This is a genomic window from Arthrobacter sp. Y3223065 (assembly GCF_059090885.1).
In genome coordinates this window covers 961,058-984,858 of record NZ_JBNHGC010000001.1, presented here as the reverse complement: position 1 = coordinate 984,858, position 23,801 = coordinate 961,058, and the positions used below count along the sequence as shown (strand labels likewise).

The 23,801-nt window shown below is 68.1% G+C and carries 18 protein-coding genes; 8 read left to right on the top strand and 10 right to left on the bottom strand.

The window, feature by feature from the left end:
• Positions 1–5 precede the first annotated feature (5 nt).
• The 4 genes from AC5RUK_RS04525 (at position 6) to AC5RUK_RS04510 (ending at position 5,778) form a co-directional block, all read left to right on the top strand.
• Positions 6–3,023, top strand: a complete 3,018-nt coding sequence (locus AC5RUK_RS04525) for a bifunctional [glutamine synthetase] adenylyltransferase/[glutamine synthetase]-adenylyl-L-tyrosine phosphorylase (protein ID WP_494151487.1) — start codon at positions 6–8, stop codon at positions 3,021–3,023.
• Between the two features lie 107 nt (positions 3,024–3,130).
• Positions 3,131–4,597: an amino acid ABC transporter substrate-binding protein/permease gene (locus AC5RUK_RS04520; protein WP_494151486.1), complete on the top strand. Its 1,467-nt coding sequence runs from the start codon at positions 3,131–3,133 to the stop codon at positions 4,595–4,597.
• Positions 4,594–5,322: an amino acid ABC transporter ATP-binding protein gene (locus AC5RUK_RS04515; RefSeq protein ID WP_493987454.1), complete on the top strand. Its 729-nt coding sequence runs from the start codon at positions 4,594–4,596 to the stop codon at positions 5,320–5,322. The genes AC5RUK_RS04520 and AC5RUK_RS04515 overlap by 4 nt, the downstream gene beginning before the upstream one ends.
• A gap of 123 nt (positions 5,323–5,445) precedes the next feature.
• Entirely contained in the window at positions 5,446–5,778 is a 333-nt protein-coding gene (locus AC5RUK_RS04510; RefSeq protein ID WP_493987453.1) for a cupin domain-containing protein, read from the top strand.
• Positions 5,779–5,813: 35 nt separating this feature from the next.
• Here AC5RUK_RS04510 and AC5RUK_RS04505 read toward each other — a convergent pair whose 3' ends face one another.
• A complete protein-coding gene (locus AC5RUK_RS04505) occupies positions 5,814–6,011 on the bottom strand; it encodes a hypothetical protein (RefSeq protein WP_493987452.1) in 198 nt (65 codons plus the stop codon).
• 190 nt (positions 6,012–6,201) lie between these two features.
• Positions 6,202–7,626, bottom strand: coding sequence for a type I glutamate--ammonia ligase (gene glnA / locus AC5RUK_RS04500; RefSeq protein WP_493987451.1), 1,425 nt, complete (start codon positions 7,624–7,626; stop codon positions 6,202–6,204).
• 236 nt (positions 7,627–7,862) lie between these two features.
• Between glnA and AC5RUK_RS04495 the strand changes: the two genes are divergently transcribed.
• Positions 7,863–8,300, top strand: coding sequence for an RDD family protein (locus tag AC5RUK_RS04495; protein ID WP_494151485.1), 438 nt, complete (start codon positions 7,863–7,865; stop codon positions 8,298–8,300).
• Between the two features lie 102 nt (positions 8,301–8,402).
• Here AC5RUK_RS04495 and AC5RUK_RS04490 read toward each other — a convergent pair whose 3' ends face one another.
• From AC5RUK_RS04490 to lipB, 3 genes are all read right to left on the bottom strand, one after another.
• Positions 8,403–9,158: a DUF4191 domain-containing protein gene (locus tag AC5RUK_RS04490; RefSeq protein WP_493987449.1), complete on the bottom strand. Its 756-nt coding sequence runs from the start codon at positions 9,156–9,158 to the stop codon at positions 8,403–8,405.
• A gap of 103 nt (positions 9,159–9,261) precedes the next feature.
• Positions 9,262–10,266: a lipoyl synthase gene (gene lipA, locus AC5RUK_RS04485; protein ID WP_494151484.1), complete on the bottom strand. Its 1,005-nt coding sequence runs from the start codon at positions 10,264–10,266 to the stop codon at positions 9,262–9,264.
• Entirely contained in the window at positions 10,263–10,979 is a 717-nt protein-coding gene (gene lipB / locus AC5RUK_RS04480; protein ID WP_493987447.1) for a lipoyl(octanoyl) transferase LipB, read from the bottom strand. Before lipB ends, lipA begins: the two co-directional genes overlap by 4 nt.
• A 104-nt stretch (positions 10,980–11,083) precedes the next feature.
• Here lipB and AC5RUK_RS04475 point away from each other — a divergent pair, with 104 nt between their 5' ends.
• Together AC5RUK_RS04475 and AC5RUK_RS04470 are read left to right on the top strand one after the other, a co-directional pair.
• The gene (locus AC5RUK_RS04475) at positions 11,084–12,844 is read left to right on the top strand and encodes a serine/threonine-protein kinase (RefSeq protein ID WP_494151483.1); all 1,761 of its coding nucleotides are present in this window, start codon (positions 11,084–11,086) and stop codon (positions 12,842–12,844) included.
• A gap of 9 nt (positions 12,845–12,853) precedes the next feature.
• The gene (locus tag AC5RUK_RS04470; protein WP_494151482.1) at positions 12,854–16,348 is read left to right on the top strand and encodes a S41 family peptidase; all 3,495 of its coding nucleotides are present in this window, start codon (positions 12,854–12,856) and stop codon (positions 16,346–16,348) included.
• 73 nt (positions 16,349–16,421) lie between these two features.
• Here AC5RUK_RS04470 and AC5RUK_RS04465 read toward each other — a convergent pair whose 3' ends face one another.
• From AC5RUK_RS04465 to AC5RUK_RS04445, 5 genes are all read right to left on the bottom strand, one after another.
• Positions 16,422–16,853 carry an OsmC family peroxiredoxin gene (locus AC5RUK_RS04465; protein WP_493987444.1) on the bottom strand — a complete coding sequence of 144 codons (432 nt, stop codon included), beginning with the start codon at positions 16,851–16,853 and terminating at the stop codon, positions 16,422–16,424.
• 171 nt (positions 16,854–17,024) lie between these two features.
• Positions 17,025–17,375 carry a hypothetical protein gene (locus tag AC5RUK_RS04460; RefSeq protein WP_493987443.1) on the bottom strand — a complete coding sequence of 117 codons (351 nt, stop codon included), beginning with the start codon at positions 17,373–17,375 and terminating at the stop codon, positions 17,025–17,027.
• Between the two features lie 178 nt (positions 17,376–17,553).
• Entirely contained in the window at positions 17,554–19,320 is a 1,767-nt protein-coding gene (gene sucB / locus AC5RUK_RS04455; RefSeq protein ID WP_494151481.1) for a 2-oxoglutarate dehydrogenase, E2 component, dihydrolipoamide succinyltransferase, read from the bottom strand.
• A gap of 112 nt (positions 19,321–19,432) precedes the next feature.
• Positions 19,433–20,815 carry a dihydrolipoyl dehydrogenase gene (lpdA, locus tag AC5RUK_RS04450; RefSeq protein WP_494151480.1) on the bottom strand — a complete coding sequence of 461 codons (1,383 nt, stop codon included), beginning with the start codon at positions 20,813–20,815 and terminating at the stop codon, positions 19,433–19,435.
• Positions 20,816–20,995: 180 nt separating this feature from the next.
• Positions 20,996–22,519 (bottom strand): leucyl aminopeptidase, encoded by a 1,524-nt coding sequence (locus AC5RUK_RS04445; RefSeq protein WP_494108704.1) that lies wholly within the window; start codon positions 22,517–22,519, stop codon positions 20,996–20,998.
• 314 nt (positions 22,520–22,833) lie between these two features.
• Here AC5RUK_RS04445 and AC5RUK_RS04440 point away from each other — a divergent pair, with 314 nt between their 5' ends.
• The gene (locus AC5RUK_RS04440) at positions 22,834–23,772 is read left to right on the top strand and encodes a proteasome assembly chaperone family protein (protein WP_494108851.1); all 939 of its coding nucleotides are present in this window, start codon (positions 22,834–22,836) and stop codon (positions 23,770–23,772) included.
• Positions 23,773–23,801 lie beyond the last annotated feature (29 nt).

The window sequence follows — 23,801 nt, the reverse complement described above, 5'->3', positions numbered from 1 at the left end:
GGGACGTGCTGACGAACCGGCGGTTGATCGCCCGAGGGTTCCACGACCTGGAGCGCAGCACCCGGTTCCTCCAGGCCAAGGAATTGTCCGGCATCAGCCAGGACCGGCTGGAGGCCGGGTTCGCGCTCAGCGCCGACCCGGACCAGGCACTGGTGTCACTGGTGCGGCTGCTGGAGAAGAACCCGACCCTGGCCGACGTCATCAACATGGGCGGAGACGGCAGCGAAGCCCTGTTCCGGCTGCTCGGGGCTTCGGAAGCCCTGGCAGACTTCCTGCTCCGCCGGCCGGAGCACCTGGACGTCCTCGACACGGATATAGGACCGGAACCCGGCCGGGTGCCGGCGTCCCGGCTGCGCAGCTCGCTGCTCCGGTCCGTCGGGGCGGACCCGTTGGCGGGACAACCGGTCGCCTCCTTGTCGGGCAAGGACGCCTACGTCGCCCTGCGGAGCACGTACCGCCGGCACCTGTCCGCACTGGCGATCCGCGACCTCTCCGCAGCCTCCCCGGTCGATTTCCTGCCGGACGCCGCCCGGGAACTGGCGGACCTGGCCGCGGCCGCGCTGGACGCCGGGCTGGCGGTGGCCCGGGCCGAAGCAGCGGAACGGTACGGCACCGATGACGTCGCGGCGGTGCGGCTGGCCATCATCGGCATGGGAAAGTGCGGGGCCGGCGAACTGAACTATATTTCCGACGTCGACGTGGTCTACGTCGTGGAAGCCGGCGGACTCGCGGACGGCGATGCCGGGGCGATCGGCGCGGCGCTGGCCACCGGAACGGCCCGCGCCATCAACTCACCCGGCCCCGAGCCCGGGCTCTGGGAAGTCGACGCCAACCTGCGCCCGGAGGGCAAGGACGGACCGCTGGTCCGCACGCTGGACTCGCACCTGACGTACTACCGGCGTTGGGCGCAGAGCTGGGAGTTCCAGGCGCTCCTGAAGGCCCGGGCCGTGGCCGGGGACCCCGGGCTGGGCCGCCGGTACGAGGAAGCGGTGTCGCCGCTGGTGTGGTCCTCGTCGGAACGGGAAGGGTTCGTCGAGTCGGTGCAGGCCATGCGCCGCCGGGTCACCGAAAACATTCCGGCCCACGAGCGCGGCCGCCAGATCAAGCTGGGCCGCGGCGGGCTGCGCGACGTCGAATTCACGGTCCAATTGCTGCAGCTGGTGCATGCCCGGGTGGACGATTCCATCCGCCAGCGTGACACGACGTCGGCCATCGCCGCGTTGAGCGCGGCGGGCTACATCGCGCGCGCCGACGCGCAGGAATTCGACGAAGCCTACCGGTACCTGCGCGTGCTGGAGCACCGGATCCAGCTGGTGAACCTGCGCCGGACCCACTTGATGCCCGACGACGAGCAGGCGCAGCGCGTGCTGGCCAAAGCCGCGCAGGGGGCGCTGCTCGAGAGGCGTCCGGCGCCGGCCGAGATGCTGGAGAAGTGGCAGCAGACCAAGCGCCGGGTGCGGGCGCTGCATGAACGCATCTTCTACCGGCCGCTGTTGGCGGCCGCCTCCAACCTGAGCCTGGACGAGGTGCGGCTGACCCCGGAAGCGGCACAGGGCCGGCTGGCCGCGCTGGGCTACCAAGATCCGCGTGGTGCGATGCGTCATATCGAGGCCCTGACCGGCGGGGTCAGCAGGAAGGCGTTGCTGCAGCGCCAGCTGCTTCCGGTCTTGCTGGAATGGATCGCGTCCGGCGTGGACCCGGACGCGGGCCTGCTGGGCTTCCGCCGGTTGAGCGAACGCCTGGGAGACTCCCACTGGTACCTGGGCATGCTGCGGGACTCAAGCTCGGCTGCCGAACGCCTGTGCCACATTCTTTCCAGCAGCCGCTTCATCACGGACCTGCTGGAGGTTTCGCCGGAGTCCACGGCCTGGCTGGGCACCGACAAGGACCTCGTACCGCTCAGCTTCGACGCCCAGTGGCAGGAAATCCGGTCCAAGATGTCCCGCCATCCGGTGCCCGAAGAGGCCATCCGGCTGATCCGGCTGATCCGCCGCCGGGAAACGCTGCGCATCGCGCTCGCCGACTCCTCCGGGCTGCTGGACCAGTCCCAGGTCGGCGCCGCCCTGGCGGACGCAGACCGCGCCGCCGTGCTCGGCGCACTCCATGTGGCGGAAACCTCCGTGCTGGAGTCCGAGGAACGGCTGACGGCCCTGCTGGTGGTGGCCATGGGCCGGCAGGGCGGACGCGAAATCAGCTACGGCTCGGATGCCGACGTCATGTACGTGCACCGGCCGTTGCCGGGGGCCGACCCCGGCCGGGCCCAGCAGCAGGCGGAGCGCATCGTCACGCGGATCTCTCCCCTCCTGAAGCAGCCCTGCACGCCTCCGGTGCTGGCCGAACGGGTGCTCGATGTGGACGCGGCGCTGCGGCCGGAAGGCAAGAACGGGCCGATGGTGCGCTCGCTGGACTCCTACCGCGAGTACTACCAACGCTGGTCCCTGGTCTGGGAGGCCCAGGCCTTGCTGCGCGCCCGGCCAATGGCCGGAGACGACAACCTGGCGGACGAGTTCATTGCGCTCGTGGATGCGATCCGCTACCCGGACGGGCTCGGAAGCGATCAGGTGCGCGAGATCCGGCGGATCAAGGCGCGGGTGGAATCGGAGCGGCTCCCGCGTGGCGCCGATCCAGCCCGCCATTTGAAGCTGGGCCGCGGGGGACTCAGCGATGTGGAGTGGCTGGTCCAGCTGCTGCAGCTGGAGCACGCCCGGAAGCTCCCGGAGCTGCGCACCACCAACACGCTCGAAGCGCTTTCCGCCATCGGAGCCGCCGGGTTGCTCCCGGGGGACGACGCAGCCACGCTCGGCCGAAGCTGGAGCCTTGCCACACGGATCCGGTCGGCCAATGTGATCTGGGCGGGCAAGAACTCCGACGTGTTGCCCGTCTCGCGCAGGGACCTGGAAGCGGTGGCACGCTGGTGCGGGTACGAGCCCGGGAACGCTGCGGCGATCGAGGAAGACTACCTGCGCCTCACCCGCCGCGCCCGGGCCATCTTCGAGCGCTACTTCTACGGTTACGGCACCTAGCCTCCCGGACGCCAAGTGGTGCCGCCGGTCGCCGGTCTGTACCCTCAATGAGGATCTTTTGCGCCTTGTACAGGCGTGCCCTGAAACAAATCTAGGAGCTGTTTAGTTTGCACACCCTCCAACGCACCGGGCTGGGACGGCGCCTGCTGGCCCTGACCGGGCTGCTGGCGGTGCTCTCGCTGGTCTTCGGCGGCAACGCGGCCGCGGCTGCGGCCCAGGCCCCGCAGAGCGCCAGCGGCAAGAGCTACGTCATCGGTACCGACACGACGTTCGCGCCCTTCGAGTTCCGCCAGGGCGGCGAACTGGTCGGCATCGACATGGACCTGCTGCGGGCGATCGCCGAGAACCAGGGCTTCGAGGTGGAAATCCGTTCACTCGGGTTCGACGCCGCCCTGCAGGCCCTGCAGTCCAACCAGGTGGATGGGGTCATTGCCGGCATGTCCATCACGGACGAACGCCGGCAGGTCTTCGACTTCTCCGACCCGTACTTCGACTCGGGCGTGCAGATGGCCGTGGCGCAGAGCAACAACGAGATCACGTCGTACGAGGACCTCGCGGGCGAGACAGTCGCGGTCAAGCGCGGCAGCGAGGGTGAAGCTTTCGCCGACTCCATCGCCGAAGAGTACGGGTTCACGGTCAAGCCGCTGGACCAGTCGGCCACGATGTACGACGACGTCAAGGCCGGCAACTCCGTGGCAGTCTTCGATGACTACCCGGTGCTGGCCTACGGCATCGCCCAGAACAACGGGCTGAAGGCCGTCACGGAGAAGGAACGCGGAAGTTCCTACGGCTTCGCGGTGAACAAGGATCAGAATCCCGAACTGATCCAGGCCTTCAACGCCGGCCTGGCCGACCTCAAGGCCAGCGGCGAATACCAGCAGATCCTGGACAAGTACCTCGCCTCGCCGGAGACCGCCGGGAAGAGCAGTTTCTGGCAGCTGCTGACAGACAGCCTCCCCGCCCTGATGAAGGGCCTGGGGCTCACGCTGTTCGCCACGGCGCTGTCCATCCTCATCGCCCTGGTCCTGGGCGTCGCCTTCGGGTTCCTGAAGGTATCCCGCCGGATCGTGCTGCGCGGGATCGCGACCACCTATGTGGGCATCTTCCGCGGCACGCCGCTGCTGGTCCAGGCGTTCTTCTTCTACTTCGGCCTGCCGCAGCTGACCGGCGCGCCGATCGACGTCCTCACCGCAGGCGTGCTGACCCTGAGCCTGAACGCCGGCGCCTACATGACGGAGATCGTCCGCGGCGGCATCCAGTCCGTGGATCCAGGCCAGATGGAAGCCAGCCGCAGCCTGGGCCTGGGCTACGTCAAGTCCATGCAGAAGGTCGTGATCCCGCAGGCGGTCAAGATCATGACCCCCAGCTTCATCAACCAGTTCGTCATCACCCTCAAGGACAGCTCCCTGCTGGCGGTCATCGGATTCGCCGAACTGACCTACCAGGGCCAGCAGATCTACGCCTCCAACTTCCGCACCGGCGAAACCCTGCTGATCGTGGCGGCGCTGTACTTCGTGGTGATCACCGCGCTGATCAAGCTTTCCAACATCCTGGATAAGAGGTTCAACAAGTGAGCAAGATTCACGTCGCCGGACTGAAAAAGAGCTTTGGCAGCAACGAGGTCCTCAAGGGCCTCGACGTCGAGGTGGCCGAAGGCGAAGTCGTCTGCGTGATCGGGCCGTCCGGCTCGGGCAAGTCGACCTTCCTGCGCTGCCTGAACAAGCTGGAGGACATCAGCGGGGGAACCGTGGTCGTCGACGGTTTCGACCTGACCGACCCGAAGGTCGACCTGGACAAGGTACGCCAGCACATCGGCATGGTCTTCCAGCACTTCAACTTGTTCCCGCACAAGTCAGTGCTGGAGAACATCATGCTGGCCCCGGTGGAGCTCAAGAAGCTCGGCAAGGCCGAAGCACGGAACAAGGCCCTGGAACTGCTGGAGAGGGTCGGGCTGTCCGAGAAAGCCGACGCCCGCCCGGCCCAGCTCTCCGGCGGGCAGAAGCAGCGCGTCGCCATCGCGCGGGCACTGGCCATGAACCCCGACATCATGCTCTTCGACGAGGCTACCAGCGCCCTGGACCCGGAAATGGTGGGGGAGGTGCTGCAGGTCATCAAGGATCTGGCGGCGGAAGGCATGACGATGGTGGTGGTCACCCACGAGATGGGCTTCGCCCGCGAAGTCTCCGACCGCGTCATCTTCATGGCCGACGGCTACATCGTAGAAGAAGGCAGGCCGGAGGCACTCTTCGGCGCTCCGCAGCAGGCACGTACCCAGGACTTCCTGGCCAAGGTCCTCTGACCGGCCGACGGCGGTGCGCCTCAGCGCGGGGGCGCCGCCGTCGGGCCCCGCCCCGCCGGTGTGGCCCGGAACAGGGTGCCGGGTTAGGCTGAGGCCGGAACCCAACCGAAGGAGGCGCCGGACATGACCGACATCGATGTGCTTGGACGCGAACACCTGGCCGTGGCCGTCGGAGCCCCGCACGGACGCAGTGCCGCCTTGGTGGCCCAGGACGGTCCGTTGCGCCAGACGGTGTTGGCGTTGAAGGCAGGCGCGGAGCTGGGGGAGCACAACGCCCCGCTGGCCGGCACGCTGCTGGTCCTGGAAGGGGCGGTCACCGTGGTGTCCGCGTCCGGCCGCATGGCCGTCAACGAGAACCAGCTCGCCGTGATCCCGCAGGAGCGGCACTCGGTGGAGGCGTCCGAGGACTCGGTTTTCCTGCTGACCGCCGTCACCGAGACGCGCCGGGACGGCTGAGCGGCGGCCGTGCCTCACCCGCGGCTAGCCGTTCCTTACCCGCGCAGCGCGCTGCGGATGATCGCGACGACTCCCGCGAATAGCAGCGCGGTGGCGGTCAGCACCAGCGAATAGGCGACTCCGACGCGCAGGATGACCAGAAACAGCAAAAAGGTGACGGCAGCGCCGATGAGCGCGGCCCTGACCGGTCGCGGCGTCCGGCTTTGAGGTGCGGGCCCCCCGCTCTCGCCCATAGGGTTCATTTTGCCATGCCTCGACGTTTCAGCCGAGGCATCCGGCTGCCGCTCACCGTTGCGGCCGCAGCGGGATGGCGGGCGGATGCGCCGGGCACCGCGAACGCGTGAGGCTCCTCCCATCACAAGGGAGGAGCCTCACGCCGTACGGACTCGCGCGGACTAACCGCGACTTGGCCGCGGAATCCGGCTAGCAGCCGTAGTAGAGCTCGAACTCGTACGGGTTCGGGCGGGCGGCCAGCGGCGCGATTTCCTCTTCGCGCTTGTAGGCGACCCAGGTGTCGATCAGGTCCTGGGTGAAGACACCACCGGCCTGCAGGAACTCGTTGTCCGCCTCCAGAGCCTCAAGCGCTTCCTCCAGCGAACCCGGAGCCTTCTGGATGTCCTTGGCTTCCTCGGCGGGCAGCTCGTACAGGTCCTTGTCGATCGGGTCAGCGGGCTCGATGCGGTTCTTGATGCCGTCCAGGCCCGCCATCAGCTGCGCTGCGAAGGCCAGGTAGGGGTTCGAGCTGGGGTCGGGAGCGCGGAACTCGATGCGCTTGGCCTTGGGGTTGGAGCCGGTGATCGGGATGCGGATGCCGGCCGACCGGTTGCCCTGCGAGTAGACCATGTTCACCGGGGCCTCGAAGCCCTTGACCAGCCGGCGGTAGGAGTTCACCGTCGGGTTGGTGAACGCCAGCACCGCGGAAGCGTGCTTGAGCAAGCCGCCGATGTACCAGCGGGCGGTGTCGGAGAGGCCGGCGTAGCCCTTCTCGTCGTAGAACAGCGGCTGCCCGCCGGTCCAGAGCGACTGGTGGCAGTGCATGCCGGAGCCGTTGTCGCCGAAGACCGGCTTGGGCATGAACGTGGCGGACTTGCCCCAGGCGTCGGCAACGTTCTTGACGATGTACTTGAACTTCAGCAGATCGTCGGCGGCGTGCGTCAGGGTGCTGAACCTGTAGTTGATCTCGGCCTGGCCGGCGGCACCGACCTCGTGGTGGGAGCGCTCGACCTCGAGGCCCACGGCGTCCAGTTCCACGCAGATCGCGTCGCGCAGGTCCGCCTGCTTGTCGGTGGGGGCCACGGGGAAGTAGCCGCCCTTGACCGGGGTCTTGTACCCCTGGTTCCCGCCTTCTTCCCTCTTGCCGGAGTTCCAGTACGCCTCGACCGAGTCCACCCTGTAGAAGGAATGCTCGGGGCTGGACTGGTAGCGGACGTCGTCGAAAATAAAGAATTCGGCTTCCGGGGCGAAGAACGCGGTGTCGGCGATTCCGGTGGAGGCAAGATACGCTTCGGCGCGCTCGGCCACGCCGCGGGGGTCGCGGTGGTAGGGATCGCCGGTGCGCGGGTTCACGATGGAGAAGTTCAGTGCCAGCGTCTTCTCGACGCGGAACGGGTCGATGAAGGCGGTGGAAACATCCGGAATCAGCTGCATGTCGGACTCGGCGATGCCTTGGAAGCCGCGGATCGAGGAGCCGTCGAAGAGTTGGCCGTTCACGAAGAAGTCCGCGTCAACGGTCTTGGCCGGCACGTTGAAGTGCTGCTGGACGCCGGGCAGATCGGTGAAACGGATATCGACGAACTTCACGTCTTCGTCGGCGATGTACTTGAGGACCTCGTCCGCATTCTTGAACATCGGGGTCATGCTCCTTACGCATTCTGGGGGAACCTGCCTCCGCTGAACGGGGCCGGCAACAGTTACAACAATAGGAGCAGGGAATTTCCCGACAGTGTCGCAATTGTTTCGGGCAGGTTACGAAATCGATGTGCACAGCAAGTTTACCGCCAGTGGTCCTCTCGCTTTACCGGCAGCCAATCCGGGGCCCGAACCCCGGGGAAGCCGGCGGCAGGCGTGACCGGTAAACTTGAGGGGTGGTAAGCAGACGCGATCTTGGTTCCTGGCTCGAAGGCCCCCCGCAGTCCAACATCCAGAAATGGCCCGGGCAGCGGCTCGGGCTCCCGCAGTCCGGCTCCGGCTCGATTGCGCGTCCGGGGCGCCGGATGGTGGCGCTGCTCGTTGACTGGCTCCTGTGCTATGCGATCGCGAACGCCTTCCTGGGCGGCAACCAACTCGCCATCCTGGCAGTGTTCGCCCTCGAGCAGTTGCTGCTGGTGGGGACGCTCGGCTACAGTTTCGGCCACCGCCTGCTCGGCATCCACGTGCGCAAACTCGACGGCTCCGCGCCCGGGTTGCTGGCCGCCGTCGTGCGTACCGCCCTCCTGTGCCTGGTGATTCCGGCGGTCATTTTCGACCCCGACCAGCGCGGGTTCCACGATCGTGCCATGGGCACCGTCCTGGTGCGCCGCTGAGGCAGCGCCCAAGGGTGCTTCAACCCCGATCAACGCCAACCCGTTAAACCCGAGAGGCTGCCGGTGAGAACCGGCAGCCTCTCGGTGTGTCAGGCGGGAGGATCAGCGTCCGCGCATGGCCTTGCGATCCGGGCGGGCCTTGAACGGGTCCACGCCCTTCGGGATGGGGAGCTTGTTGCTGCCCAGGGCCGACAGCCGCTTGTCCACGGCGCTGACTTCCTGCTTGGTCAGTTCCTTCTTGAGCTTCTGCACGGTCTTGGCCACCTTGCTCAGCTCCACCTGGCCTTCGCCGCGGCCGGTCTCGATCACATGGATCGTGACGTTGGGCAGGATGCGGCGCATCCGGCGCCGCTCCGACTCGACCAGCTGCCGCACCCGGTGCGAGGGGCCCTCGGTGACCAGCACAATGCCGGGGCGGCCCACGGCGCGGAATACGGCGTCCTGGGTGCGCGGGTTCACGGCCACCGGCTGGTCCTGCAGGATCCAGCCGCGGCGCAGCACACTGAGCGCCGCCCCGGAAGCACCGGGCTGGCCCTCGATCTGCGAAAACGCCGCACGTTCGGCGCGCCGCGACAGGATGAAGGTGGCGGCCAGCAGGCCCAGCGGGACGGAGATGATCAGCAGCGTGACCCAGTTGTTGATCAGCAGGCCAATGACCAGGCCGACGGCGACGATGCCGAGGAACGCCAGCAGCATGAACCAGACAACGTTCGGGTCGTTGCGCCGGGTCATCCGGAAGACCTGGCCGATCTGCTTCAGCCGGCCGGGCTGCTTGTTGGCTTTGGACGGTTTCCCAGCCTTGGGCTTGCGTGAGAAGAGACCCCGCTTCGGGGCGTCGGAATCGGTGCTATGGGCCATAATGTCCAATTCTATCGTGACGGAGGAGGCTCTCGTGCCGGATGCGGACACGGCAACGGTCCGGCAGCCGGCAGGCTCCCGGACCGCGGTTCCGGCGGTTCGGTTACCGGGCAGCCATCAGCGTGGCGGCTTCCTGGCGGGTGCTGCCGGACTCGCCGATGTGCGCGAGCTGGGGCGGAAGCTCCAGGCCCTTCTTGCGCATGGCGGTGGCCCAGAGACGGCTGGCACGGTAGGACGAGCGCACCAGCGGTCCGCTCATCACACCCAGGAAGCCGATTTCCTCGGCCTCCTGGCTCAGTTCCACGAACTCCTCCGGCTTCACCCAGCGCTCTACCGGGTGGTGGCGCTCGGTCGGGCGCAGGTACTGGGTGATGGTCACCAGGTCGCAGCCGGCGGCGTGGAGATCGCGCAGCGCCTCGGAAATCTCTTCGCGGGTCTCGCCCATGCCCAGGATCAGGTTGGACTTGGTCACCATGCCGTGGTCGCGGCCCTGGGTGATGACGTTTAGCGAACGCTCATAGCGGAAGGCCGGCCGGATGCGCTTGAAGATCCGGGGCACGGTTTCCACGTTGTGCGCGAACACCTCCGGTTGGGCTTCGCAGATGGCCGCGATGTGTTCGGGCTTTCCGGAGAAGTCTGGAATCAGGATTTCGACGCCGGTGCCGGGGTTGAGTTCGTGGATCTTCCGGATGGTCTCGGCGTAGAGCCACACGCCCTCGTCGGCCAGGTCATCGCGGGCGACGCCGGTGACGGTGGCGTAGCGCAGGTTCATCTGCTGGACCGACTGGGCGACCTTGGTGGGTTCCAGGATGTCGACGGGTGAAGGCTTTCCCGTGTGAATCTGGCAAAAATCGCAGCGGCGCGTGCACTCGGATCCGCCGATCAGGAAGGTTGCCTCGCGGTCTTCCCAGCATTCAAAGATATTGGGGCAGCCTGCCTCTTCGCAGACGGTGTGCAGCCCCTCCTTCTTGACCAGGTTCTTCATGCCCACGTACTCGGGGCCCATGTTGACCTTTGCCTTGATCCAGTCCGGCTTGCGCTCCACGGGGGTGGCGGCATTGCGGGCCTCGACGCGCAGCAGGCGGCGTCCTTCAGGGGCGAGCGTCACAACAGGGCTCCTTCGGTCTGGCGGTGGCCAGTGTCGGTGTCGGTGGCCGCGGGTCCGGGGGTGCCCGTCTTGACCAGGGATGTTTCGAACGAGCGGAGTTCTGCCTCCACCCGGTCTGCGATGTCGGCCGGGGCCACGTCCAGCCCGGTCTCGGCCTGGATGGTGGTGGTGCCGGCGTCGGTAATGCCGCAGGCAATGATCTGGCTGTAGGGTGCCAGGTCATTCCGGCAATTGAGCGCGAAGCCGTGCATGGTTACCCGGCGGTTAACGCGGATGCCGATGGCGGCGATCTTGCGGGCGGGGCCGCGCTCGTCGGCCTCGATCCAGACGCCGGAGCGGCCCTCCATCCTGGTGCCGGCCACGCCGTAACCGGCGAGCACGTTGATCAGGACCTGCTCGAGGATGTCGACGTAGTCGGCCACCCGGGTTGGATCGGGAAGGGCCACGATGGGATAACCCACCAACTGGCCGGGGCCGTGCCAGGTCAGCTTGCCGCCACGGTCCACGCTGACCACGGGGGTGCCGTCCAGCGGCCGCTCATGGTCTTCGGTCCGCTTGCCGGCGGTGTAGACGGCACTGTGCTCGAGCAACAGCACGGTGCTGGGCGCCGTGCCAGCCACGACTTCAGCGTGCAGCTTGCGCTGCAGCGCCCAGCCTTCTTCATAGTCGACGTAGTCAGGGGCGAAGCCCAGTCGTGAAAACTCAAGAGCCATTCAGCAAGACTACGCTTCGAGGGCCGGGCACTGCTATTTGTGTAGCGCCCCAATTGCTGTGGATAACTCCTGCAGCCCACAGCCGGACGTAGTAGAAGTGGTCCATGGAAGATGGGCAGACACTTGGCGCAGCCTCCGTCGAGCCGGAACCGCCGCGTCCCGCGGCGGCGGGGTTGCACGTGCAGCGATGGCTGGGCAGCGGCGCATCAGCCTCGGTCTGGCTTGTCCGCGAGACGGCGACCGGAACTGAGTATGCACTGAAGGTGCTGTCCACGCCGCCTGTTCCCTCCACCGACGACGCCGGCGGCCCGCCGCCGGTGCGCCGCGCGGCCCGGCCCGGATCCGCCGCCGGGGAGGGCGAGCCAGCGCCCTGGGCGATTGCCGCGGAGGGGCAGCAGGGGACCGCGGCTGCTGCCGCCGCCGACCATGAACTGTTGCTGCTGGCGGGCGCGCGGCATGAGCACCTGCTGCCCGTCCATGGCCACGTGGAAACTGATCGCGGGCCCGGGCTGCTGCTGGAGTATGCTGCCGGCGGCTCGCTCGCGGCACTCGTCGCCGCCCGCGGACCGCTGGCCGTGGGCGAGGTGGTGACGATTCTGACCCCAATCGCCCAGGTTCTGGATTACCTGCACGGGATCGGGACCGTGCACGGAGACGTCTCGCCCGGCAATGTGCTGTTCACCGCCGTGGGCAAGCCGCTGCTGGCCGACCTGGGTGTCGCCCGTGCGCTGGGCAGCGACCGCCCGCCGGCGGCGGGCACGCCGGGGTTCGGGGCACCGAGGAGCGGGTCCGGCGGAGGTTGCCTGGATCCCGAAACGGACATCTATGCGCTGGCAGCCCTCGGGTGGTTCGCGCTCACCGGCCGGGTGCCCGGTGCCACCGCACAGCGGCCGCCGCTGGCGGCGTTGGTGCCCCAGGTGCCGGATGATCTGGTGGCCCTCCTGGAAGACGGACTGGCCGAGCGTGTAGGGGAGCGCCCCTCGGCGGCGGAGTTCGCCCGCCGGGCGATTCGGGCCGCAAAGCCGGACGCGCTGGATTTGACGGCGTCGGCGCATCCTTCCGTTGCCAGTCAATTGTTGACCCGGCGGCCGGCGGCGGGAAGGGCGGCGGGCCGCCGGGACTGGGGACCGCTGCCACCGTTTCCCCGGCCCCTGTCCCGGCGCGATGCCCGGCCCCTGTCCCGGGGCGATGCCCGGCCGGCCGCCGGCCGGTGGGCCAAGGCAGTACTGGCGATCACCTCGGCGGCGGCGGCAGCGGGACTGCTGTCCGCCCTGGCGGGCGCCTTGGCGCCTGCTCCGCCCAACGACCCAGACGCCGGGCGGCCGCCTGGCCGCGGCAAGTCCGTGCAACAGGTGTCCACGGCGCAGCACGAAGCACAGCCGCCTTCTCCCCCCGAGGCCCGGGTCCTGCCGGCGGCCCTGGCACAGGCGCTGCGGGGCGACGATGCGGCCGCGGCCGTGCCTGCCCTGGCCTGGTTGCGCACCGAAGCGGTCAGGACGCGCGATGCAATGCTCCTCGACCGGGTCAATGTCCCCGGAACGGCCGTCATGGACACGGACCGGGAGATCATCGCGGCACTGGAAGGCTCGGGGAGTTGGCTCGAGGGCCTGGAAACCACGGTGGAGGACGCAACCGCTGATCCGGCGGCGCAAGGCGGAGGAAAGGAAACGGTGGCCGCGACGGTCACCACGTCGGCGTTCCGGCAGGTGACCGCCGACGGCAGCGTGGTGGGACGGCGCGCCGAACCCAGCGTGCAACGGGTCCAACTGGAGATGGTGAGGCAGGACGCCGGCTGGCTGATCCAGGCCGTCCATGAGGCGCCCCGCCGCTCCGATGACCCTAGGGCGGGCGCGGGCCGTGACTAAGATCGAGGCATGACTTCATCGAGCTACTTCCGCTACCCGCACGTGCACGGCGATCTTGTCACGTTCGTCGCAGAGGACGACGTGTGGGTTGCACCCATTGCCGGCGGCCGGGCGTGGCGTGTCTCGTCGCTGCAACTGCCGGCCAGGAACCCCAGGTTCTCGCCGGACGGACAGCACCTGGCCTGGGGTGTGGTGCAGGCCAGCGCGCCCGAGGCCGTCACGGCATCGGTCGACGGCGGAGGGTTCCGCCAACTGACGTACTGGGGGCATGCCTCCACCAGGGTAAAAGGATTCACGCCTTCGGGCGACGCCCTGGTGACGAGTTCCTTCGAACGCGAAGAGTCGCGTCATACCTGGGCCTATGCCGTGCCGCTGGACGGCTCCGGCGCCCGGGTCCTGCCCTTCGGGCCCGTCGACTCGATCGCGTTCGGGCCGGAACTCGGCGACGAGCGTCCGCTGGTGGTCGGGAGCGTGCTCTCGCGCGAACCGGCTTGGTGGAAGCGTTACCGCGGCGGTACGGCCGGCAAGCTGTGGATCGACCGGGACGGAGGCGGCGAGTTCGAGCGCCTGGCGGCAGAACTCGACGGCAACCTGGCGGACCCGATGTGGATCGGCAACCGGATCGCGTTCCTGAGCGACCACGAAGGCTACGGCAATCTGTATTCGGTGCGGCCGGACGGAACAGACCTCCGCCGGCACACCGACCACGACGGTTTCTATGTCCGCCATGCCGCGACGGACGGCAACCGGGTGGTCTTCGAATCCGCCGGCGAACTCTGGCTCCTCGATTCCCTGGACGCGGCACCGCGCCGGCTCCAGATCACGCTGGGCTCGGCCTCCACGAGCCGCCGCGGCCGCCCACTCAACGTGGCACAGCACCTGGCGTCCGCCGTCCCGAATCCAAAGGGAACCGCGTCCGTCATCGAAACGCACGGCACCGTGCACTGGCTGACCCACCGGGACGGGCCTTCGCGCGCGGTGGAATCGACGCCCGGCGTCCGCGCCCGGCTGGCGCGGCCCCTCGGTGACACGCGCGTGGTCTACGTCGCCGACCACGACGGCGAGGAAGCCCTCTACATCCGCCAGGTCTTCGAACAACTTCCCCGCGGCGACCAGCCTGCTCCCGCCGCACCCGCGCCGGCCCCGGTCGAACCGGAGCCCGACGGCTTGCCCCGCCCGGTGTCCGCCTCCGCCGTCGTCCATCCGACCCAATCCCAGCCCATCGTGGAGGTGCGTTCCGTCGGAAAGCAAGGCGTCGCCACGGAGAGCCGGGAACCGGACGCGCGTTCCGCCGAAGCGCTGGAGCCGCAGCAATTGCGCCGCGTGGAGCTGCCCGGACCGGACCGGGTGAGCGCGCTTGCCGCCAGTCCGGACGGGTCGCTGGCGGCAGTGGCCACCGAATACGGGCAGGTACTGGTCCTGGACGCCGGAAACGGGGAGCTGCGGCGCCTCTCCGGCACCGACCACGGGGCCGTTAGCGAGCTGGTCTTTTCACCGGATTCCCGCTGGATCCTGTGGGCCGAGCCGGTGACCGCGGAGGGTACCCGCACCCGCCTGCGGCTCGCCCGGGCCGACGGCACCGGCGGCATCGTCGACGTGACCGACGGACGTTTCCGCGACCATGGGCCGGCCTTCACGCCGGACGGCAAGTTCGCCGCGTTCCTCTCCGAACGGAGCTTCGATCCGGTCTATTCCACCCACAGCTTCGATCTGGGTTTCCCCGAATCGACCAAGCCGTTCCTCGTGGCCCTGGCCGCTGCCACGTCTTCGCCGTTCGGCCCGTCGGTGCACGGCACGCTGCCGGACGCACCGCCGGCGGCCGGGAAGGAGCCAAACGGTTCCCCGAACGGGGAGGACCAAACCCCGTCCGCCGTCGCTGAGGTGGTTGTGGACGCCGAACGGCTGGCCGAGCGGATCATCCCGGTCCCGGTCCAGCAAGGCCGCTACACGGACCTCAGCGCGGTCGAAGGAGCCCTGCTGTGGCTGGCCAGTGATCCCGCCGGTGTCACCGGAGAGGGACGCGCGTCGGCGGAGGAACCGGAGCAGTCCCAGCGGCTGGAGCGGTTCGACCTCTCCCGCCGGGAGGTTTCCGTGCTGGTGCCGGCCGTGGACGCCTATGAGGTGTCCCAGGACCGCAAACGGATCGTGTACGTGCACAAGGCGCAGGTGAAGGCCGTGCCGGCCGCCGGGAAGGTCGACGACGACTCGCCCGAGAGCGTGCAGGTCGACCTGAGCCGGATCCGGGTCACGCTCGAACCGCTCAAGGTCTGGGGACAGGCGTTCGACGAGGCCTGGCGGCTGCAGCGCGACTTCTACTGGGCCGAGGACATGGCCGGGCTGGACTGGCAAGGCGTCTACGACCGTTACCGGCCCCTGGTGGAACGACTTGGGTCGCATGACGACTTGGTGGACCTGCTCTGGGAGCTGCACGGCGAACTCGGCACCTCGCATGCGTACGTTTCGCCCCCGCCGGTCGCGGAACCGGGCTCCGGGAAACAGGGACGGCTCGGCGCCGACCTGGCGCGGACCGAGGCGGGCTGGACCGTGCAGAAGATCCTCGCCGGCGAATCATCGGATCCGCTGGCGCTGTCCCCGCTGACGGCTCCGGGCGCAGCCGTCGACCCGGGTGACGTGATTGCGGCGGTGGACGGCATCCCCGTGGATCTGCTGGCAGGCCCGGCGCCGCTGCTGGTCGGCGCGGCCGGCAAGACCGTTGAACTGACCATCGTTAACGGGGCGGGCAGCCCGGAAGCCGGTCTGCAGCGGCGGATCGCGGTGGTCCCCATCCGCGACGAGGAGCGGCTCCGGTACCAGAACTGGGTGTCCGGGAACCGCCGCAACGTCCGCGAGGCATCGAACGGACGCTTCGGGTACCTCCACATTCCGGACATGGTGGCGCGCGGCTGGGCACAACTGCACCGCGACCTGGATGTGGAGACCGCCAAGGACGCGCTCGTCATCGACGTACGGCGCAACCGGGGCGGCCATACCTCGCAGCTGGTGGCCGAGTTGATCGGTCGCAAGGTCACCGCATGGAACCTGGCGCGCGGCGAGCAGCCGGGCACGTACCCGGCACATGCGCCGCGGGGCCCCGTCGTCGTCCTCACCGATGAATACGCCGGGTCCGACGGCGACATCATCACCCAGGTGAGCAAGCTGCGCGGAATCGGTCCCGTCGTCGGGACGCGGACGTGGGGCGGGGTGGTTGGCATCGACGCGAAATTCTCCCTGGCCGACGGCACCGGTGTCACGCAGCCACGGTACGCGTTCTGGTTCACCCAGGGCGTGGGCTGGGGCGTGGAAAACTACGGGGTGGACCCGGACATCGAGGTGCCGTTCCCGCCCCATGCGTACGGGGCGGGGGAGGACCCGCAACTGGAGCACAGCGTCGGCATCCTCAAGGAGATGCTGGGCGAACTGCCGACCGACCAGCCGCCGGCGCGGGCCGGTTATCCCGTGCTGCGCCCCGGACCGCTGCCGCCGCGTCCGCAGGAGGCCGGCTGAGCGCCGGGTTGAACACTAAAGAACCCCGGGCACACCGAAGGTGCCCGGGGTTCTTCAACGAAAGATTTGTGCGCTAGCCGGCCAGGGTGGCATCAATCGTGATGCTCGGGACGGAGGCCAGGGCGCCGGAAACAGGACAGGTGTCCTTGGCGCCGGAGGCCAGGCGCTGGAAGTCGTCCTCGCTGATCCCGGGCACGGTCGCGTTCACGGTCAGGCGAATCTCGGTGATGCCGGTGCCCGGCACGAAATCCACGGCCGCCGAGGTCTTAATGCTCTCCGCGGTGGTTCCGTTTTCCTTGAGCATGTTGCTGAACTGCATTGAGTAGCAGGTGGCGTGGGCCGCGGCCAGCAGTTCTTCGGGGCTGGTCTTTCCTTCGGACTGGTCCGCACGTGCCTTCCAGGTGACATCGTAGGTGCCGATCCCGGACGTTTCGAACGTAGTCTGGCCGGCGCCGCTAAACAGGTCGCCGTTCCACTCGGTGCTGGCAGAACGTGTTGTAGCCATGTGTCCTCCTTGGTCGATGTACAGGATGCGTTTTCCGCCGGTCCCGGCCAGAGTCGGCCGGTGCCGTCATCCTCATCCTAGGGGAGTTGCGCCGGGCTGTCCGGCGGCACCGTTAAAGCCACTGCGACCGGCCCCGGGTCGGGGCCGGCCGCAGCGCGGGAATTCGTAAGGTCAGTTCCAGAGGGTGGCGATGGCGACGTTCAGCAGCGCCAGGCCGCCCACGGAGTGGGCCAGACCGGCCGAAATTGGCTCGCCGGCCTTGTACTTGCGGCGGCCGATGAACGCGAGGACGCCCACGACGAGCCCGATGACAAGCTTGATGGTCAGCTTTACGTAGTCGGCGTCCATGGCCAAGGCCGGGATCAGGCCCATCATGATGATGCCGGTAATGAGCTGCAGGGCGGCGCCGTCGAACTGGCGGGGGTGGACGGTGGGCTTCTTCATGTTGCCGATCCAGATGCCGACGATCATGGCAGCACCGACGATATGCAGGAAGACGAAAATGTTGTAAAGGATGTCCATGGGCCCAGCTTATCGGCCGGGGAAGCGCCCAGATCCGCGCCATGCCGGGCCGGCACGGGGTTTTTCTACCTTGCGTAGTACGGCTGGGGGGCCGAGGGCGGCAGAGCACAGCGGCGGGCTGCGTCCACTGGGGAACGCAGCCCGCCGCTGATTCGTGCGTCGCGCGGGGCAGTCCGGGCTAGAGGCCCAGGTCCGCCTCGAACTGTCCGGCTTCCAGGCGCGTCCGCAGCGTCTGCAGGAAACGGCCGGCATCTGCGCCGTCGACCAAACGGTGGTCGTAGGTCAGGGACAGGTACATCATCGAACGGATGGCGATCGAATCGTCGCCGTTCTCATCCTGGACCACCATGGGCCGCTTGACGATGGCGCCGGTACCGAGGATTCCCACCTGCGGCTGGTTGATGATCGGCGTGTCGAAGAGGGCCCCGACGCTGCCGATGTTGGTGATCGAGAAGGTGCCGCCGGAGAGCTCGTCGGGAGCGATCTTGTTGCTGCGGGTACGTGCGGCAACATCGGCGATCTTGCCCGCCAGGCCGGCCAGGTTCAGGCTGCCGGCGTCATTGATCACCGGGACCAGCAGGCCCTTGTCGGTATCCACCGCAATCGCCAGGTGCTCTGCGTTGTGGTAGGTGATCTCCTGCTTTTCCTCGTCGTACCCGGCGTTCAGCTTCGGATGCTGCTTGAGCGCCTCCGCGACGGCCTTGGCGATAAAGGGCAGGTAGGTCAGCTTGACGCCGTTCTGCTCCTGGAAGGACTTCTTGGCGCGCTCGCGCAGCTTGGCCACCTTGGTCATGTCGACCTCGTGGACCTGGGTGAGCTGGGTGGACGCGTCCAGCGATTCGCGCATCCGGCGGGCGATCACCTGGCGGATCCGCGGCGCCTTCTCGACGGTGCCGCGCTTCGCCGAGGCCGCGGCCTCCGCCGGAGCCTTTGCGGCGGCTGCGGGAGCTGCGGCCGGCTTGGCGGCTTCGGCTGCCTCCATCACGTCCTGCTTGCGGATGCGTCCGCCAACGCCGGTGCCCTTGACGGTGGACAGGTCCACGCCGTGCTGGTTGGCCAGCTTGCGCACGAGCGGGGTGACGTAGCCGGCGTCCGGGCCGGCGGCGGACTCGGCGGCGGCCGGGGCAGGTGCAGCCTGGGGGGCTGCTGCCTCCGGAGCCTCCGCCTTGGGCGCCTCGGCCTTCGGAGCTTCGGCGGCCGGCTGTTCGGCGGCCGGTTCCGCCACCGGGGCCTCGCGGTCCTCGGCGGGCGCGGCGGCCACCGGCTCCGCTTCCTTCGGCTCCGCCTTGGCGGGGCCGGCACCGGTGCCAATGATGGCGAGCACTGAACCGACCTCGGCGGTCTCATCCTCGGCGACCTTGATTTCCTGCAACGTGCCGGCCACCGGGGACGGGATCTCCGTGTCGACCTTGTCGGTGGAGACCTCGAGCAGCGGCTCATCGACCTCGACCGTGTCGCCCACCTGCTTCAACCAGCGGGTGACCGTTCCTTCGGTAACGCTTTCGCCCAGTGCCGGGAGCGTGACTTCGGTGCCCTCGCCGGAACCGGCGGCCGGAGCTTCCGCGGCAGGGGCTTCCTGACGCGGCTCCTCCTGCTTCGGCTCCTCCTGCTGGGGCTCTTCCTGCTGGGGGGCCTCCTGCTTCGGAGCCTCCTGCTGGGGGGCTTCCGCCTCCGCAGGCGCTGCTTCGGCGGCCTCGCCTGAGCCGGAACCGTCGCCAATGCGCACCAGCGGGGCTCCGACGTCGGCGGTTTCGTCCTCGGCCACCAGGATCTCTTCGATCACACCGGCTACCGGAGAGGGGATCTCGGTGTCGACTTTATCGGTGGACACCTCGAGCAGGGGTTCGTCGACTTCGACCCGGTCGCCGACCTGTTTCAGCCAGCGGGTCACAGTGCCTTCGGTGACGCTTTCACCGAGGGCGGGCAAGTTCACGGTTTCAGACATGTGGTGCCCGTTCTCCTTTGAGTCTATTTTTCCGGCCTGGCCGGTACATCGAGTCTTGTCTTGAGCCTAGTGCACCCGTCCGGCGGGGACGGGTGCACCAGGGGAGGGCTTGTTACCCGTGCAGCGGGCGGCCGGCCAGCGCCATGGCGGCTTCGCCGAGGGCCTCGTTCTGCGTGGGGTGCGCGTGGATGAGCGCCGCGACGTCCTCCGGGTAGGCTTCCCAGCTGACGATCAGCTGCGCCTCGCCGATCTGCTCGCCGATGCGGCCGCCGATCATGTGCATGCCCACAATGGGGCCGTCCTTTTCGCGGACCATCTTGATCATGCCGCTGGTGCCCAGGATCGAGCTCTTGCCGTTGCCGGCCAGGTTGTACTCGACGGTTTCCACGTTGTCCTTGCCGAACTTCTCCTCGGCCTGCGGCTGGTTGAGGCCGACGGAGGCAATCTCCGGGTCGCAGTAGGTGACCTTCGGGATGTTGATGTCTTCGATGAGGGCCGGCTTGTTGCCGGCGATCTCCTCGGCCACGAAGATGCCCTGCTGGAATCCGCGGTGGGCCAGCTGGACGCCCGGGACGATGTCGCCGACGGCGTAGATGTTGCCGACGCCGGTGTGCAGCCGCTCGTTGGTGATCACGAAGCCGCGGTCAACCGTGAGGCCGGCTTCCTCGAAGCCCAGTCCTGCGGTGCTCGGCCCGCGCCCGACGGCGACCAGCATCAGGTCGGCCTGGAACGTTTTGCCGTCGGCGAGGGTGACCACCACGCCGTCGTCGTTCTGTTCCACCTTGTCGAAGAAAACGCCGGTGTTGAACTTGATGCCGCGCTTCTTGAACGCGCGCTCCAGCTGCTTGATGATGGCCGGGTCCTCGTTGGGCACCAGCGAGGGCAGGCCCTCGACGATGGTGACGTCAACGCCGAACGAGTTCCAGACCGAGGCGAACTCGACGCCGATGACGCCGCCGCCGAGCACCACGGCGCTCTTGGGCAGGGTGTCCATCTTCAGGGCGTGGTCGGAGGTGATGACCTTGCCGCCGATTTCCAGGCCGGGGAGGGTCTTGGAGTAGGAACCGGTGGCCAGGACGATGTTCTTGCCCTTGTAGGCGGTGCCGCCGACCTCGATGGTGTCCGTGCCGACGAGCTTGCCTTCACCTTCGATGACGGTGATGCCCTTGGACTTGACCAGGCCGGTCAGGCCCTTGAACTTCCCGGCGATGACCCCGTCCTTGTAGGCATTGACGGCAGCCATATCGATGGAATCGAGGCTAACGTTCACGCCGTATTTCGCGGCGTCCTTGGCATGGTCGGCCAGCTCGGCCGAATGCAACAGCGCCTTGGTGGGGATGCAGCCGTTGTGCAGGCAGGTGCCGCCGAGCTTGCCCTTTTCCACCAGGCCGACGCTGAAGCCCAGCTGCACGGCGCGCAGGGCAGCGGCATAACCGCCGCTGCCGCCGCCGAGGATCAGGATGTCGAATTCTTGCGCTGTTGCCGAATCGGCCACGTGAACGCTCCCTCGCGTGTTCGCAACGTGTGGTGACACGTCGATGAGTTGATTGGGGTTGACGAACGAAGTTGGTTGGGTTTCACCTTAGCCCTCCCGCATACCATCATCTAGTTGGTGACGGCCCCAACAGGCCGGATTGTGTGCGGATTCACGCGGGAAGTGGCGAGGGATGCAGGCTCAGGAGCTGCGGGCCACCACATCCTCGGCATAGGCAACCAGCGTGCGGACGGCGACGCCGGTGCCCTCCTTCGGGGTGTAGCCGTGCGGAGAGCCTTCGTTGAAGGCCGGACCGGCGATGTCCAGGTGGGCCCACGGGATGCGCACGCCGCCGGATTCGCCCACGAACTCGCGCAGGAAGATCGCGGCGGTCAGCATGCCGCCGTACTTGTCGCCCATGTTGGACAGGTCCGCCACCTGCGAGTCCAGGCTGGGACGAAGTTCTTCCGGCAGCGGCATCGGCCAGAACAGTTCCCCCGCCCTGTCAGCGGCGGCCTTGACGGCATCACGTACCGGTTCTTCGCCCATGACCGCGGCCACCCGGCTGCCCAGCGCGACCATCTGCGCGCCCGTCAAGGTGGCGACGTCCAGCAGGACGTCGGGATGTTCCTCGCTGGCGGCAGCGAGTCCGTCGGCCATGACCAGCCGGCCTTCGGCGTCCGTGTTCAGCACTTCCACCGTCTTGCCGCCGTACATGGTTAATACGTCGGAGGGACGGGAGGCGGTGCCGGAGGGCATGTTTTCCGCCAGGCATAGCCACGCGGTGGCCTTCACCGGCAGTCCCAGCTCGGCGATGGCCAGGACGGCGTTCAGCACCACGGCCGCGCCCGCCATGTCGCACTTCATGGTCATCATGCCCGTGGCCGGCTTGAGCGAGAGGCCGCCGGAGTCGAAGGTGATGCCCTTGCCCACGAAGGCGAGCTTCGCCTTGGCCCGGACCGGCGCGTATTCCACCTTGACCAGGCGGGGCGGGCGGCTGGATCCCTTGCCGACGCCGGTCAAGCCGCCGTAGCCGTCCTTGGCCAGCCGGTTCTCGTCCAGGACGGTGACCTTGACCGGCAGGTTCCTGGCCATCTGCGTGGCCGCCTCGGCGAACGACTCCGGGTACAGGTGGCTCGGCGGCTGGTTGACCAGGGAGCGCGTCGCATTGACCGCCCGTCCCAGCACCGAGGCCCGCTTGAGCGCCTTCGCCAGTTCCTTATCGCCGGCGACCGGCGTGATGACGGTGGCTTCCGCCACCGGGCCGCGGACCCCGGCCCCGCGGGTGCGGTGATCGCTGAAGTCATAGGCCCCCAGGGCCGCGCCTTCGGCAACAGCCGCGGCTTCGGCGACCGTTCCGGCCGGCAGGCCGAGGGCCACCGACCGGACCCCGGCGAGTTGCCGCACGGCCGAGCCGGCGGTGCGGCGCAGGGTTTCTTCCGTCAGCGCCTGCCCGGGCAGCAATTTCCCGACGCCCGCCAGCACCACCACATCCGCCCCGGATTCGGGCAGCCCCGGCAGGCGGTGCACCTCGTCGGCGGCCCCGGTTACACCGAGCAGCGGGAGGGACTCCTGCAGCGTCTTCGACGCCTTGGCCGGCAACGGATTCTCCAGCAGGACCGGACCATCGCCGTCCTGTCCGACCGCAATGACGAGGGCGTTGGACTTGGCCTTTTTGACATCTTTGGCAATGGCGCTGAGCTTGAGCTCGGTCGTGGGGATCACGCAGATCTGTCCTAACTTCTCCTTCAGCCGGCCGGCGCCGGACGGGTGGTGCCCGCCGCCGCTCACCGGTTGCTTACCGTTGTGTTTACAGTAGTTCCAGCAGGAATGAGCCTTTAGAGGTTGGCCGGAACAGGGCCTGCACCTGTCGATCGTAGTCTCTCCGGCACCGGATCCGGTGCCGCGCACGCGCTGTCACGGCCAGCAGTGCAGGAATTTTTCCGCCCGCCCGGGCGCTGAACATTGCTAGAGAGCCATGCACGGCAGGGAAAGACGATGCCGGAACGGAGGGCACATTGCTGGATCCACAGTCGCTGATGTCGACCAACGCGGAGTTGTTCGACTCGCCTGCGCTGCGCGGGCTTGATCTCGTCATGGGATTTACCGGTGCAGCCGAAGCCGGTCATGTGGTGGAGCAGATCGGCGACGAATTGCTCGACGAGCTCGATGCACAGCTGGTCGCCTCCTTCGACGTCGACCAACTGGTGGACTACCGCAGCAGGCGGCCCCGCATCACCTTCGCGGGCGACCGTTTCACCGACTACGAAGCCCCCGCCATCGAGCTCTACCGGCTGGTCGACGGGCTCGGCACGCCGTTCCTGCTGTTGACCGGTCCCGAACCCGACTACCAGTGGGAGCGGTTCTCCCGGGCGGTCGTCTGGCTGGCGAACCGGCTCCAGACCCGGCTGGTCGCGTGGGTCCAGTCGCTTCCGATGCCGGTGCCGCACACCCGCCCGATCGGCGTCACCGTCCACGGCTCGCGGCAGGACCTGATCGACGGGATCACCAGTTGGAAGCCCCAGGCGGAGCTGCAGGCCGGCATCGGCCCGCTGCTGGAAATGCGCCTGGCCGAGGCCGGGCGCGACGTCGTCGGCTATTCCATCCATGTGCCCCACTACCTGTCGGACGCCCAGTACCCACCGGCCGCCGTCGCGGCACTGGAGTACGTCGGCGCCGCCACCTCGCTGACGTTGCCGACAGATCGGCTGCGCGAGACCGGACGCGAGGTCGAAAGCCAGATCGACCGGCAGGTACAGGATTCTGCCGACGTCCAGCGGGTCGTCGGCCGGTTGGAAGAGCGGTATGACGAGTACGCGGGGCACGAAGAGCGCCGCTCGCTGCTGGTCAAGGACAACGAAGAGCTTCCCGACGCCGACGAAATCGGCGCGGCCGTGGAGGCCTTCCTGGCCACCCGGCCTGCCACGGACGACGGCGGGGGCGAAGGAGCCTCCGCAGGGTCCGGCGACGCCGATTAGTACCTTGCCCCGGGCCGTGGGCAAGATGG